General features: G+C 45.5%; 10 protein-coding genes and 2 pseudogenes. 6 read left to right on the top strand and 6 right to left on the bottom strand.

Translation table 11 applies throughout. The features are described from left to right. The first annotated feature begins 641 nt into the window (after nt 1-641). Nucleotides 642-2,957 (top strand): cation:proton antiporter domain-containing protein, encoded by a 2,316-nt coding sequence (locus QT987_RS01065; protein ID WP_333236515.1) that lies wholly within the window; start codon nt 642-644, stop codon nt 2,955-2,957. Between the two features lie 142 nt (nt 2,958-3,099). Here the strand turns inward: QT987_RS01065 and QT987_RS01060 are convergent, their stop codons facing one another. Further along, nucleotides 3,100-3,312 carry an Hfq-related RNA-binding protein gene (locus QT987_RS01060; RefSeq protein WP_333150164.1) on the bottom strand — a complete coding sequence of 71 codons (213 nt, stop codon included), beginning with the start codon at nt 3,310-3,312 and terminating at the stop codon, nt 3,100-3,102. A 312-nt stretch (nt 3,313-3,624) separates the two neighbouring features. On the opposite strand from QT987_RS01060, the gene dapF reads away from it, so the two are divergent. From dapF to QT987_RS01040, 4 genes and pseudogenes are all read left to right on the top strand, one after another. Next, nucleotides 3,625-4,467 (top strand): diaminopimelate epimerase, encoded by an 843-nt coding sequence (gene dapF / locus QT987_RS01055; protein WP_333236513.1) that lies wholly within the window; start codon nt 3,625-3,627, stop codon nt 4,465-4,467. A 476-nt stretch (nt 4,468-4,943) separates the two neighbouring features. Further along, nucleotides 4,944-5,474: pseudogene (locus QT987_RS01050) on the top strand (hypothetical protein); the annotation flags it as partial. Between the two features lie 215 nt (nt 5,475-5,689). Then, complete coding sequence (locus QT987_RS01045; RefSeq protein WP_333236512.1) at nt 5,690-5,824, top strand: hypothetical protein; 135 nt, start codon at nt 5,690-5,692, stop codon at nt 5,822-5,824. Beyond that, nucleotides 5,821-6,306 carry an IS66 family transposase gene (locus QT987_RS01040; protein WP_333320399.1) on the top strand — a complete coding sequence of 162 codons (486 nt, stop codon included), beginning with the start codon at nt 5,821-5,823 and terminating at the stop codon, nt 6,304-6,306. The genes QT987_RS01045 and QT987_RS01040 overlap by 4 nt, the downstream gene beginning before the upstream one ends. 219 nt (nt 6,307-6,525) lie before the next feature. On the opposite strand, the gene QT987_RS01035 is transcribed toward QT987_RS01040, so the two are convergent. From QT987_RS01035 to QT987_RS01025, 3 genes and pseudogenes are all read right to left on the bottom strand, one after another. Beyond that, on the bottom strand, nt 6,526-7,560 hold the full coding sequence (locus QT987_RS01035) for a glycosyltransferase family 2 protein (RefSeq protein WP_333236509.1): 1,035 nt from the start codon (nt 7,558-7,560) through the stop codon (nt 6,526-6,528). A gap of 166 nt (nt 7,561-7,726) precedes the next feature. Further along, nucleotides 7,727-7,825, bottom strand: a pseudogene (locus tag QT987_RS01030) (transposase); the annotation flags it as partial. Between the two features lie 832 nt (nt 7,826-8,657). After that, entirely contained in the window at nt 8,658-8,972 is a 315-nt protein-coding gene (locus QT987_RS01025; RefSeq protein ID WP_333236507.1) for an ISAs1 family transposase, read from the bottom strand. A 957-nt stretch (nt 8,973-9,929) separates the two neighbouring features. Between QT987_RS01025 and QT987_RS01020 the strand changes: the two genes are divergently transcribed. Then, nucleotides 9,930-11,072 carry a hypothetical protein gene (locus tag QT987_RS01020; protein WP_333236504.1) on the top strand — a complete coding sequence of 381 codons (1,143 nt, stop codon included), beginning with the start codon at nt 9,930-9,932 and terminating at the stop codon, nt 11,070-11,072. 307 nt (nt 11,073-11,379) lie between these two features. Here QT987_RS01020 and QT987_RS01015 read toward each other — a convergent pair whose 3' ends face one another. Together QT987_RS01015 and QT987_RS01010 are read right to left on the bottom strand one after the other, a co-directional pair. Then, a complete protein-coding gene (locus tag QT987_RS01015; RefSeq protein ID WP_333236502.1) occupies nt 11,380-12,564 on the bottom strand; it encodes an aspartate aminotransferase in 1,185 nt (394 codons plus the stop codon). Between the two features lie 99 nt (nt 12,565-12,663). Then, the gene (locus QT987_RS01010) at nt 12,664-13,809 is read right to left on the bottom strand and encodes an iron-containing alcohol dehydrogenase family protein (RefSeq protein WP_333236500.1); all 1,146 of its coding nucleotides are present in this window, start codon (nt 13,807-13,809) and stop codon (nt 12,664-12,666) included. Between the last annotated feature and the right edge of the window lie 31 nt (nt 13,810-13,840).

Raw genomic sequence — 13,840 nt, 5'->3', positions numbered from 1 at the left:
TCCCGCCCGTCCAAAAAGGACGGGCGGGACGCCCATCCCACAAACTTGTGGAAGTTATTTAATTCTCATTCCTTACAGGTGCGACGGTAGCTTTGTCCAACCTACATCCCGAATGGACAAGTCATTTTGAGGTATCAAGATTAACGACCAAATTACTTGTCTAAAACCTAAATCTTTATTGTTAGCAAAACCGGGGATTACTATAAAAAAACACCAAAGTGCCTGAGTCATTATCCAGTATATCTGGTAAATCTGCAAGCAGGGCTTGCATAAATAAAAACGATTTTAACTAATCCTTTTTACCATTCGCCGATCGGTGAACCTACACCATGAGAAAACCGCTCAATACAAAAAAGTAATCAACACCGATCCACCCAGCCTGAAATAAATTAAAAAAAGTAACTTGATTTAATCTCTCGGCGCTCATCTCGTTAAGGTGAAACATTACCACTAATACCGCCGCAATCCCTCGATCAACTTGCCAGAGGTTAAGCTTTTTGTGAGGAGTTGAACTCTGTGCAATGAAAAAATACCTTAGTCGAGGGTGGCCGTTGTGCTTGTTCCTCAACTACTGTCAACCCACTAAACATAGTCAACACATTAGACACTATAATATAACTTTATACTTTTTTCATAAACTTGTGCAAGAAGACTTCCGACTGATCGTTGACTTAGTTCTAGTTCTCGCTGCTGCCGCAGCAGGAGGACTCTTTGCATCGCTATTGCGACAGCCGGTAATTCTCGGCTATCTCCTGGGAGGGATCGTAGTTGGGCCGGCCGGTTTGGGACTGATTAAAGAATTAATTCAGGTAGACACCCTGGCTGAATTCGGGGTTGCTTTTCTGTTATTTGCCTTGGGAGTGGAATTTTCTTTCGCGGAACTCCAGAAAGTAAAAGCCATTAGTTTGGGCGGAGGGAGCTTGCAAATTGTGCTGACGATCGCCATTACTACTGCAATTTCCTTAGCTGTAGGCTGGGTAGAATCGCCTGCTCAAGGCGTGTTTTTAGGGGCAATTCTGTCGCTTTCCTCGACCGCAGTTGTACTCAAGTGCTTGATGGAACGCAATGAATCCGGTACTTCCCACGGTCAAGTCATGCTGGGAATATTAGTAGTTCAAGATTTGGCTTTGGGGCTAATGTTAGCAGTTTTGCCGGCTCTCAATCAGCCAGCAGAAGAGATCGGCATGACGGTAGCGTGGGCCCTGCTGCGGATCGGGTTATTTGCGATCGGTGCTGTAGTCGCGGGCATTTGGATGGTACCGCAGTTGCTGCGATACCTAGCGAAAACAGAAAGCCGGGAACTGTTTTTGCTGGGAGTTGTGGTTTTAGCTTTAGGGATTGCGCTGCTGACAGAATATTTGGGTTTTTCGATCGAGATGGGCGCATTTGTGGCGGGTTTAATGATTTCGGAGGTGGAATATGCTGACCAAACTCTAACTTACGTCGAGCCTTTGCGAGATATTTTTGCATCCTTATTTTTTGTCACCATCGGAATGTTAATTGACCCGATGTTTCTGTGGAACCATCTAGAAGTAATTCTGGGACTGGTATTTATAGTATTTGTCGGCAAATTCTTGATTATAACGCCGATCGTCCGACTATTTGGCTATCCGCTAAAAACAGCATTAATCGCAGGTTTGGGCTTAGCTCAAATAGGAGAATTCTCCTTTGTACTCGCTAGTGCCGGCCAAGCTATGGGGCTGGTTTCGCGGAACGTTTACCTGTTAATTTTAGGCACGACAGCAGTCACCCTGGTGCTGACTCCGTTTGTGTTGAGAAGCGTGCCCCAGTTATTGAAATGGGCGGAAAATTTCGGGCCTTTGCAGCGCTATTTTGACGAAACATCTCAACCTGTGGCAATAGCTGAAACTTTGCCGGAACAAAATTATGTTGTGGTTTGTGGCTACGGGCGAGTCGGCAGAATTTTAGTCAAAATGCTGCAAAGCCGCAACTGTTCTGTTGTGGTGATCGATGAGTCAGAAAGTAGAATTCAAGATTGCAGAATGCAAGGAATTCCTTACATTTACGGGAATGCTGCCAGCTTGCACGTATTGGAAGCCGCGCGGGTGGAACGGGCAAAAGCAATGGCGATCGCCCTTCCCGATCCCATGAGCACTCGCTTGTGTCTGAAGCGGGCTTTAGAATTAGTCCCGGATTTGGATATTGTGGTGTGCGCGAACCAAGATAAAGACATCGAATTGCTTTATCAATTGGGGGCCTGGGAAGTTGTGCAGCCGGAGTTTGAGGCCAGTTTAGAACTGTCTTCCCACTTGCTGGCTGGCATGGGACTTTCGGCAATGGCGATCGGGCGAGATGTGCAGCAAATTCGCAGCAGCCGCTATCTGGAATTGCGGCCACCGCGCGAACCTTTGGCGGTTTCGCGGGATTTGAAAGTGGCGGTTCGAGATATGAACAGCGAGTGGTACAACTTGCCGTCGGGTTCTCCCATCGCCAGCATGACTCTGGAAGAAACTAACTTGCGGCAGTTGACAGGGGTCAGCGTGATGGCGATCGTCCGCGAGAATGGCGAGGAAATTGATTATCCCAACGGGAAGACAGCTTTGCAGTCGGGCGATCGACTTTTTGTAGTGGGAGAACCGGAAGAACTCATCAGTTTTGAGTTGCTGGCGAAGGGCGAAGTTGCAGTGCCGCAGGGCGACAGTTCTTGTCAGTGGCTGAGGCTGCCAGCAAACAGCCCTTGGGCGGGCAAAAAACTGTCAGAGGTAGATGTGCTGACCCAGTACGGGGTGCAGGTGCGGGCTATCCGCCGGGAAGGGAAATTTACTCGCTGGCCCGACGGAAGTAGCAATTTGCAAGAAGGCGATCGTTTGCTGCTGTGCGGCGGCTTTTACGAGCTCGGCTTGATGCAGCGGACGGCCTCACCGCGGGTGCCGCAACCTGCTTTAAAGCTGCCTTTGGTCAAGGCCCAAGTCATCGAAAAGCTGTTTAGCGATTAGTCAGTTGGCAGTTGGCAGTTGGCGGTTGACAGTTGAGAGTTGGCAGTTGACTGTGGTGAGCTTTCTAGCCAACAGTCAACAGTCAACAGTCAACTCTCAACAATGCCCCATGCCCCATGCCCCATGCCCCATGCCCCTCTCCTCAGCCGTTGGGTTTGAGATAAGCAATTGCTGGTCGCGAGATCAGAATTTGTGTTTCTGATGGATCGAGGAGGCAAATGCAGCTATTATCCTGCCAAAAAATTCTGCCAGCTACTAAGTCGCCGGTCAGGAGTTTGATCTCCACCTGTTTTTTGTCTTTGATGTAGCTTTGTATTAAGCGAACGCTGGGCAATCCGGTTTCAAATTCAGACATAGTTCAGAAAATTATAGTCAAATATTACCTTAAACCATATTCTTCTGTTTATACCGTTTAACCCTTACTGCCGCAACTACAAGGGTGTCTACCCGATGAGAGAGAAACCAGTTGGTGGCTAGTTTTCGACCGATATTCATTGAGCCATTGACATCAGCATTAATTAGATATCCCTGTGAAGTTATAAATATTATATTTGTTTATATTTCACTAGAAAAGACTATAAATTGCATAAAGTTTTATAATACTGGGAAATGGGTAATTTGAGCGTCAAATTATCTAATCAGTTTTAACCAAAAGAGGTTTGTTTTTATGCCGATCGAGTTTGCGAAGTATCACGGACTGGGAAATGATTTTATTCTGATTGACAACCGCCACTCGTCAGAACCGGTGATCGCGCCAGAACAAGCTGTGGATTTGTGCGATCGACATTTCGGGATTGGTGCAGACGGTGTGATATTTGCTCTTCCGGGTCAAAATGACACTGACTATACGATGCGGATTTTTAACTCCGACGGTTCGGAACCAGAAATGTGCGGCAACGGGATTCGCTGTTTGGCTAAGTTTATCGCGGATTTGGACGGGTCAGAGGCGAAAACTCAGTACCGCATCCACACTCTGGCTGGTGTGATTAGCCCGGAATTGCGATCGGACGGTCAGGTGAAGGTGGATATGGGGGTTCCCCGGCTGCTGGCTGCGGAAATTCCGACAACTTTGGCTGCAGCGGATGCGAAAGTTATTGATGTGCCGATCGAAGTTGCTGATAAATCTTGGTCTGTTACCTGCGTCAGCATGGGCAATCCTCACTGCATTACATTTGTAGAGGATGTTGCTGCTGTTGCTTTAGAAACTGTCGGGCCTCAATTCGAGCACAACAAAGCATTCCCGCAGCGTACCAATACGGAATTTATTCAAGTGGTACGTTCAGACTATGTAAAAATGCGGGTGTGGGAAAGAGGCGCGGGTGTTACTCTAGCTTGTGGGACTGGTGCTTGTGCTGCTGTGGTAGCTGGGGTGTTGGTAGGAAAGTGCGATCGAGCAACTGCGGTTGAACTCCCCGGCGGCGTTTTGGAAATCGAATGGGCAGAAGTTTCTGGGCGGATTTACATGACCGGGCCGGCACAGCGAGTATTTACTGGTTGTATTAGTCATTAGTCATCAGTCATCAGTTATTAGTCATATTATGTCCGGTCGATTACCCCTAATACGGTAGGGGCGGGTTAACGAAAAATATCTCCCAATAATTGACAATCTCAAAAACCCGCCCCTTTAATCGCTTTAATCGCGGTCACTCGATCGGACATGATATCACTGGTCAGAAGGAATTTTTTATTGAATTAACAAACAATAAAAATTATTGAATTCAAAATTTTTATTGAATTCTGACCAATGCATTTCGCCTTCACAAATCCTATCAGGTCCGGTCGAGCGAGCGCGATTTTTGTAGGAGCCCGTGAGCTAACAATACCTGCCAATAATTGACAATCTCCAAAACCCGCCCCGACGGGGATATTATGGTTAATTGATCGGACATGATATCATTGGCGGCCGACTGAAGAATGAAGACTAATAACTAAGCCTAAAATCTCAAATCTCAAATCTAAAATCTAAAATTGAGTAGGTGGGCTGGCATGGCTGGAGGTATTTATCTGATTCAGGACGACGACAGGCTGGTAGAAATGATGGAACAGCCCTACGACTCGGAAGACCAGTTACAAGACTTGCTAGTAACTTATCCTAATTTGATCGCGGGAGACCAAATCGATCGGGCGACGGCGCGCAGGTGGCTGTTAATTTCGCGGGAAGCTGCACCCAGCGATGAGGAAACAGCGGTGCAGTGGTCGCTAGATCATTTGTTTCTCGACCAAAATGCAGTTCCTACTTTGGTGGATGTCCGGCGAACTCCTAATGCCGAACTGCGGCAAAAAGTTTTGGGTCAGTCGATCGACTATGCTGCTAATGCGTTGGTTTACTGGCCGATCGATTCAATTATTGCTCTGTTTGAAGCTAATTGTCGCGATCGGGGTCGCGATCCCGAACAGATTTTTGAAGAGTTTCTTGGTGCAAATACTAATGAAGACCTATTTTGGCAAAAGGTTAAAACTCATTTGCAAGCGGGTAAAGTTCGCTTAGTGTTTGTAGCTGACGAGATTTCCGCTGAGCAATAGAAAATAAATAACTTAGGATCGCGAATTAAATAATTTACACTCTTGAAAGTGGGTTGGGCGTCCCGCCCGCCCTTTCTGGACGGGCAGGACGCCCATCCCACAAGAACCATCACGCATTCTAAGTTATTTAATTCTCATATCGTTTCCGGTTGCATCGGAATGATTTAACCGCAGAGGGCGCAGAGAACGCAGAGGGAGAGAATACAGAGATGAATAATTCCGATGCTACCGGATTTGATATCAATCCTAACGAAGTTCTCGCAGAACATCGTCCCGATATCTGGGTGTCAGATTTCTCCCGCGCTCAAAAAAAATCACCCAGCACCACAATCGCAAGTGTGTGAGTGCCCATCAACTGCGGGATTGCCAATATGCGATTGATGCTCTTGCCAGAATTTTTGCCCCAGCGATGAAGAGGTTATTATTAAGGGCTTTTATTATCCATCGGCAACGGGAGAATATCGATGATACTAGACTCAATCGATATCGAATAAATTTACAGGAAAGATTAACCAAAATTTTGGATTTAGCACCACAGCATCCGGATGGTATACGGTTACGAAAACGTTACGGTGGGCTGATTGACAATTTATTTCTATTTCTGGAAAATGCGACAATTCCACCCACGAATAATCGTAGTGAACAGGCGATTCGGATGAGCGTGATATTTCGCCGTGTGACTAATGGCTTCCGTTCGGAATGGGGGCGAGATTTGTTTGCTGCCGTTCGTTCAGTTGTTAATAGTGGCAAGCGCCCGGGTTTAACTGCTTATCAATCCATTCAACAAGCTCTCTCTACTGATGGCTCCCTTTTTTCCCCTAGTTGAGCAATTACAATTTTTGGTTGTTCATTGGTTGGATACCTTTGTTTATAAATCGATCTTTGTAAGTTTAGTTTTGAAGAAATTACTCGATCGGTTGCAGGTTTTTTGAGGTTCCGGTGTCGGGTGTAGAGGTTGGGGAGAAAACCCGCCTCTACACAGGACTCGGGATTACAGGGGAGAAGTACGTTCCAGAAAAAACCTGTTAAGTTGATGGTGGCTAACCTACTTAGTAGACTTAGCACTAATTCTAACTTGCTCCATTGATGGGCTTGATCTCTTGTATTCGATCAAGTTGCTGCGCTGTCCCAGCAAGCGACGCTGATGAAACTGAATCTGACCTTGCAATTGGGGAAATCTCCCGATCGCACAAGATATAGCATAAAGACCAGAATCCTTGGCTGGCAAATTCCGCTGCAACATCCGGCGGTAAATTCGGTAGGTAAGTATCGGGTAGGCGGCGAGCAACCACAGGCTCCACCCGTGGGTGAACCAGGCTGTGCCCAATGCTAGCACAGGCAGAACGAATCCCCAGAACCAGATGCTGGTGGTCTCTTTGACCCAGTGGCGATCGGGGGTGTTTCCGTGCAGCCAGGAACCCTCGGCGTAGGCGTGACCGGCTCTTTGAGAACGTTTCCACCACTGGGTAAAACTTGTCATTTGGGCGTCGTGCAGGGTCATTTCTGCATCTAATCGCTCGATTTTCCAGCCGTTTTGACGCAGCCGCACGCAGAGTTCCGGTTCTTCGCCAGCAATGAGTGCAGGGTTGAAACCGCCGACTTGCTCGAACGCCGCGACGCGCATCATCGAGTCGCCGCCGCAGGCTTTGGCTTCGCCGACAGGCGTGTCCCACTCGATGTCGCAGAGTCGGTTGTATGCTGTGGCGTTGGGAAATCTTTCGCGCCGGCGCCCGCACACTACAGCTACGTCGGGTTTGGCTGTGAGTTCTTGCTGGGCGAGTTCGATCCATCCGTCAACCAATTCGCAGTCGCCGTCTACAAATTGGACAAATTCGATGTCTGGTGATAGTTTCAGCAAGCGAGCAAAGCCTTCGTTTCTGGCGCGTGCTGCAGTAAACGGTATAGATAAGTTTAGTTCTACTGTATCGGCTCCGATCGATCGGGCTAACTCTAGGCTACCGTCTGTTGATCCGGAATCGACATACACGACGCGGGCAACTTTGTCTGTGGCCGATACTAGGCACTGGCGCAGGCGCGGCCCTTCATTGCGTCCGATCGCCACTAATCCAACTTGTTTCAAGTCTTACCTCTTAAATTCCACTCGCGAGCTGTTATTTTAATATTTTAGCGACACTCAAGGTAAGTTCACAATATCTTTATATTGTAACTTCTATGGAGCTACGCTTTTCGGTGTTAAACTGCCTCTAGCTTATTCGGTTCTTCTGGAGTCAAGATGATAAGCAAAATTAATCAGAAAAGCAAGCTAATAGCCTCGCCCGAAAGTTATCAAAGTTGACAAATCCATAAGCTTGCCGCTTAATCAACTTGATTCGGTTGTTAATTCCGGCTCTACAGAACCTTTTATTTAAAAAGGTTAATAGTTTTTATAAAAATCAACTATAAAATCTAAAAATTAGGCGGTGGGAAAGCAATTATATATTCACTTACAGGTATTTTTGTGAGTTAATAAGTTTAGATATTACAGAAATTCTAATAAAGATTATACTTAGAGCCTGGTAAACGCATCTAAATTAATTTGACAAAAAAGTGAGTTTGTGCATTACTAAATAAATAAAAAACATTCTGAAAATTATTAATTTTAAGCCCAGTTAAGCAGATTCAATCAAAACTTTAAGAATTTATATTTTTTTTAAATCCGGATAAATTTCACAAGAGATGGGTGTTATATTTTGAGCGTTAGCTGGCCAAGTTTAAAATTTGAAATCAATACAGCATATTCGGTGGTTGATGAAGTACAGTAGCCACTATATTTATGTTGTGTGATTTTAATATGTAGGGTGCGGATCTGCGACCTTTTAAATAGAACTTGCAGATTGATGGGTGGCGACGCACCTTACTTACTACAAGATTGTGTGTACTACATATACATGGAATATGCTGTAATTATCCATTCCCGCTCGATAGCGTTTCATTTTTAGACTTTGTTTAGAAGTTTTTTATTGTTGCACTATATTTATGGCTAGCCTCCGATTGAAGTGCAAAATTTACGGGAGAGTTCTGTTTCCGAATCCCGCTTTTATATTTACAAAATGTAACATCAAGCGTCCAATATAAGCTATTTTTAATGCCCCAGTGACTGCGGCTCGCCCCAGCAATTGTCTCAGCATTACTGCTTAAACTACTCAAATAAAAACGAGCTTCTGTGGTGGTTTTATTCTACAATCTTTGTTCACTAACTATCATGACAACTGTTTTTAAGCCCGTCCATAATGCTTGATTATACAGAGGTGCTAACTCGGATACATCCACAGTCCAGACTTGTCTTTTTTCCATTCGATGATGTCCTGCTTCTACTTGTTCATGTTCATAATAATCATACTTTTTTCCTAAACAATCTGCTTCTTGAGCTACTTCAAACCACTCTTTCACGGCTTTGTATAGAAGTTGTTGATTCCCTTTGAAAGCTAAAATATAATCTTCTTTTTTCTTAAAAATCCGAGATATTATATTTTTTTGATAACAGCCGATCATCTATAGTTATTACACTTCCGGCAATTTATAACATTTTTATTAATTCCGGAATCGCTGTCATTAGATTTTCGATTTTCGATTTTCGATTTACCCCACGGATAAATTCGGGGGCTTGAGGATTTTCGATTTTCGATTTTGGATTGATACCACGGATAAATCACGTGGCGGGTACCATCAAGAAATTCTTGGTCAGTCCATTAGATTTTTTATCCTTTTTTTTCCTAAAACCAATTGATGAGATGAAGACTAGGTTGTAACTATATATATCGCTTTTTGCTGGTCATTTGGGTCATAAGATTGTTTCATTGTTTCGCCATCAATGGCAATCACGTTTAGTTCTAATTCCCAGACTATGGCATTTACCCAAGTCAAAAAACATTCTTGAAACTATTGTGGTTCACTTCTGGAAAATAGCCGACTAAATGTGTCATGAGATGGTAGGCTATTCGGTAATTATAGAAAGCTTTTTAAGCATTGATATTTGGCATTACCTAGGCTTCTATTGCCACCCATCCGTCTGCACCGCGTCTGGACAGCTAGAATCGCCATCGTCGATCTAATATCTTTAAGTAAGTGTTCTTTACTTCTTTCTATTCTTGAATTTTTATAGTTGGGAAAATGCTCTAAAAAAAGGGTATTTAAAAGATTCATTGAAGGTGTTAATGAATCTGTTTATTTTTGTTGGGAAGTTACAGCTTTACTAAAACCTCTTGCCATTGATAGCATCAATAAACTACAATCAACTACATGAAAAATTAGTCGGATTTAATTGTATCATATTTTGGGTAAAAGTTAAGATGCGTTTACCCTCTCTCACAAACCAGCCCCGACGGGGATATTATGGTTAATCGATCGGACATGATATCATTGGCTGCGGAATGAAGACTAAAGACTAATAACTAAGCCGGAAATCTCAAATCTCAAATCTCAAATCTAAAATTAAGTAGGTGGGCTGGCATGGCTGGAGGTATTTATCTGATTCAGGACGACGACAGGCTGGTAGAAATGATGGAACAGCCCTACGACTCGGAAGACCAGTTACAAGACTTGCTAGTAACTTATCCTAATTTGATCGCGGGAGACCAAATCGATCGGGTGACGGCGCGGAGGTGGCTGTTAATTTCGCGGGAAGCTGCACCCAGCGATGAGGAAACAGCGGTGCAGTGGTCGCTGGATCATTTGTTTCTCGACCAAAATGCAGTTCCTACTTTGGTGGATGTCCGGCGAACTCCTAATGCCGAACTGCGGCAAAAAGTTTTGGGTCAGTCGATCGACTATGCTGCTAATGCGTTGGTTTACTGGCCGATCGATTCAATTATTTCTCTGTTTGAAGCTAATTGTCGCGATCGGGGTCGCGATCCTGAACAAATTTTTGAAGAGTTTCTCGGCGCAAATGCTAATGAAGAAAGATTTTGGCAGAAGGTTAAAACTAATTTGCAAGCGGGTAAAGTTCGCTTAGTGTTTGTAGCTGACGAGATTTCCGCTGAAATGCGCCGAGTTGTGGAATTTCTCAACGAACAAATGGACCCGGTTGAAGTTTTGGCCCTGGAAATTAAGCAGTATGTAAGCGAAGACGGTTTGAAAACGCTGGTTCCCAGAGTGATCGGTCAGACAGCGGAAGCACAGCAGAAAAAATCCAGCGCAACGCGCGAAAGAAGGCGCTGGGATGAATCTTCATTTTTTGCGGAAATCAAAGCTAGACGAGGCGCGGACGAGGCGCAAATGGCAAGAGCAATTTACGTTTGGGCAAAAAGTCAAGAACCCGAAGTTCAAATCCACTGGGGAACGGGGGATGCCTACGGCGGTTTCGCGGCTCAATTGCCTCAAAAGGGAAGAAAGCCCTATCAGTTATTCACTGTAGATATTGCTGGCAGAATGGAGATTTCTGCTAACAATTACGGTTCTCAGCCGCCGTTTAATGCGGAACAAAATTGGCTGGAATTGAGAAGTAAGCTGAGTGCGATCGGTCTGTCGCTACCTACAGAACCGGGCGAGAGAAGGTCGCCGAGTCTGGCTTTGTTTACTTTGCAAGACGAATCTGCACTGAAGCAAGTTATGGAAACTTTTGACTGGGTGATTGAGCAAATTCAAACGTTATAGTCATTAGTCAGTAGTCATTAGTCAGTAGTCATTAGTCAGTAGTCCTTGGTGTTAATAATTGGTTACGATCGCCAACAAATAACAAATAACCAATAACAACTAACAACCCACAAATAACCTATAATATCATGTCCGATCTATTGACCGCGATTAAAGGCCGGGGCGGGTTTACAGATTTTCCCATTTCTATTCAATATCTTGGTGAACCCGCCCCTACAGGAATCATGGTTAATTGACCGGACATGATATAACAACTAACAACCCACAAATAACCAATAACAACTAACAACTGACTAATGACCAATGACTATTGATAGCGAATGTTTGCTTGTTTCAAACGCCGCAATGCTTCTCCCAGCCGAGCGCAATCTGCAATTAAACTAATTCTCACATATCCTTCGCCGCCCGGCCCAAAAGCATTACCAGGAGTCACCACAACACCCGTTTGCTGCAAAACATTGAGGGCAAAATCAGTAGAACTCATGCCCGGAGTGCAGGGAACCCAAAGATACATTGCAGCCAGAGGTTTGGGAATATTCCACCCTAATTCTGCCAATCCTTCCACCATGAAATCCCGGCGAGTCCTGTAACGATTCTGCACTTCGTGCAAGTAACTGTCGGGCAATTGCAGTGCAGTTTCTGCTGCTGTTTGCAAGGCGGAAAATATACCGTAATCTAGGTTAGTTTTTAATGTCCGCAAACCTTGAATAATCTTGCTATTTCCTACTACAAAACCGACGCGCCAGCCGGCCATATTGTAGGTTTTGGACATCGTGTGAAATTCTACGCCGATTTCTTTACCGCCGGGAATTTCTAATAAACTTGTCGGTTGATAGCCGTCAAAGGCTAATTCCGCATAACACAAATCGTGAACCAGCAAGATTTGATGCTTGTGTGCGAAAGCCACAATATCTTTGTAAAATTCGCGGGGTGCAGTTGCTCCAGTCGGATTGCTGGGATAATTGAAATAAAGTATTTTGGCTTGTTCGGCTACGCTGTCGGGAATGTCGGCTAAGTCAATTACCCAGTCATTTTCTGGTTTGAGGATGATGTTGTGAACTTTTGCACCGGCAATGATTGGGCCGCGAAATAATACGGGATAAGCCGGACTGGGTACTAATATTAAGTCCCCTGGATTGATATAGGCGATCGCAAAATGTGCTAAACCTTCTTTAGAACCCAACAGAGGCAATGCTTCGCTTTCTGGATCGAGTTCAACGTTGTAGCGACGGCTGTACCATTTAGTAATAGTACGGCGGAAACTGGCAGTTCCTTCAAAGGGTGGATAGCCGTGATTTGCAGAATTTTGGATGGCTGCGACAGCGGCTTCTACTACTGGTTGAGGAGTGGCACCGTCGGGGTTTCCCATTCCTAAGTCTATTAAATCGAGTCCTTGTTCGCGGGCGCGGGCTTTGAGTTCGTCGAGACGGGCAAATACGTAGGGCGGTAGTTTTTGCAACCTGTCAGCAGGGGTAATCCAATCCAAGGTCATTTATTTTTTGTCAGTTGTCAGTTTTCCTGGTTTGTAGTAAGGACTTTCGTCCTTGCTAGCACAGCCTTTTCAGGACTTTAGTCCTTACTACAAACTGTTTTAATTCTTAATCTTTAATTCTCCCACAGGTGCGGTGGTAGAAACCATCGCTGCCATTAATTGTTGGGGAACAACTTTAAAAGGCAGTCGGTGGATGTCGGAATTGGGATTGCAGGCGATATCGGCGGCGCGCTGCAATTCTGCTATGGTAATGTCTCCGAGTCCGAGGTTGTCTAAAGTTTGGGGTAATCCAATCTCGCTGTAGAATTTTAGCAGTTGCTGTCTGGCGCTAGCGGCGAGTTGATTGTTTTGCAGCATTTCTTCTAGTCGCAGTTGTACTAAAATGCCGTAGGCAACTTTTTCGCCGTGCAATGTGCCGTGACTTGCTAATAGATGAGTTAGGCCGTTGTGGACGGCGTGGGCGGCGACGGTGCGGCATTGGGCGCCGCCAATTCCGCCGATTACTCCTGCTAGCAATACGGCTGCATCTGTGACTTCTTGCCAGGTTTCGCTACCGGGTTCTTTGAGGGCGGGGGCTGATTTTTGGAATAATATATCGCGCAGTATTCTAGCTTGTTGAACGGCAGAAATAATCAGGGTTTGTTCGGAGTGTCCGCTGCTGACTGATGCTTCGTACCATTTGGCGATCGCATCTCCAATTCCTGCTACTAATGTCCGCTGTGGTGCGGTTTGAATTAAGCCGTAGTCGAGTATTAATAAATCGGGACATCTGGCTAATGTGACATCGTATTGGAATGCACCTTGTTCTGAATAAATGTTAGAAAGGGCTGTCCAAGCGGCACAGGTGGCTGCTGATGTGGGTATGGTGACGATCGGGATTTTGCACTGATAAGCGACGAGTTTGGCTGCGTCTAAGGCTTTGCCGCCGCCGACACCGATGATGAAGTCGGCTTGATGGGTTTGGGCTGCTGCGCGGAGGGTTTCGAGGCTGGTTTCGCTGCAATCCTTGCCGTAGGCTGTTTCGGCGGATTTTAACTGCTGCTGTTCGAGGATTGGTTGCAGGTAGGGTTGGGCGGCGGCGAGGGAGTTGCTGCCGCCGACGATTAGCGGCCGCTTTCCGAAACGGGCGATCGCATCTCCGGCTTGTGCGATCGCCGATCGACCTCGCAATACACAGGCGGGAGCAATTGTCAAGGAATAAATTGCAGTTGGGGTGGCGGTTTTAGTGCTTTGGGTTTGAGTCATCGAACCACTGGATAAGTGACGAGAAGGTTGA

The sequence above is a fragment of the Microcoleus sp. SVA1B4 genome, assembly GCF_036700545.1.
Classification (GTDB): domain Bacteria; phylum Cyanobacteriota; class Cyanobacteriia; order Cyanobacteriales; family Microcoleaceae; genus Microcoleus.
The sequence above is the reverse complement of the archived record's forward strand: the minus strand, read 5'-3'. Positions and strand labels throughout refer to the sequence as shown.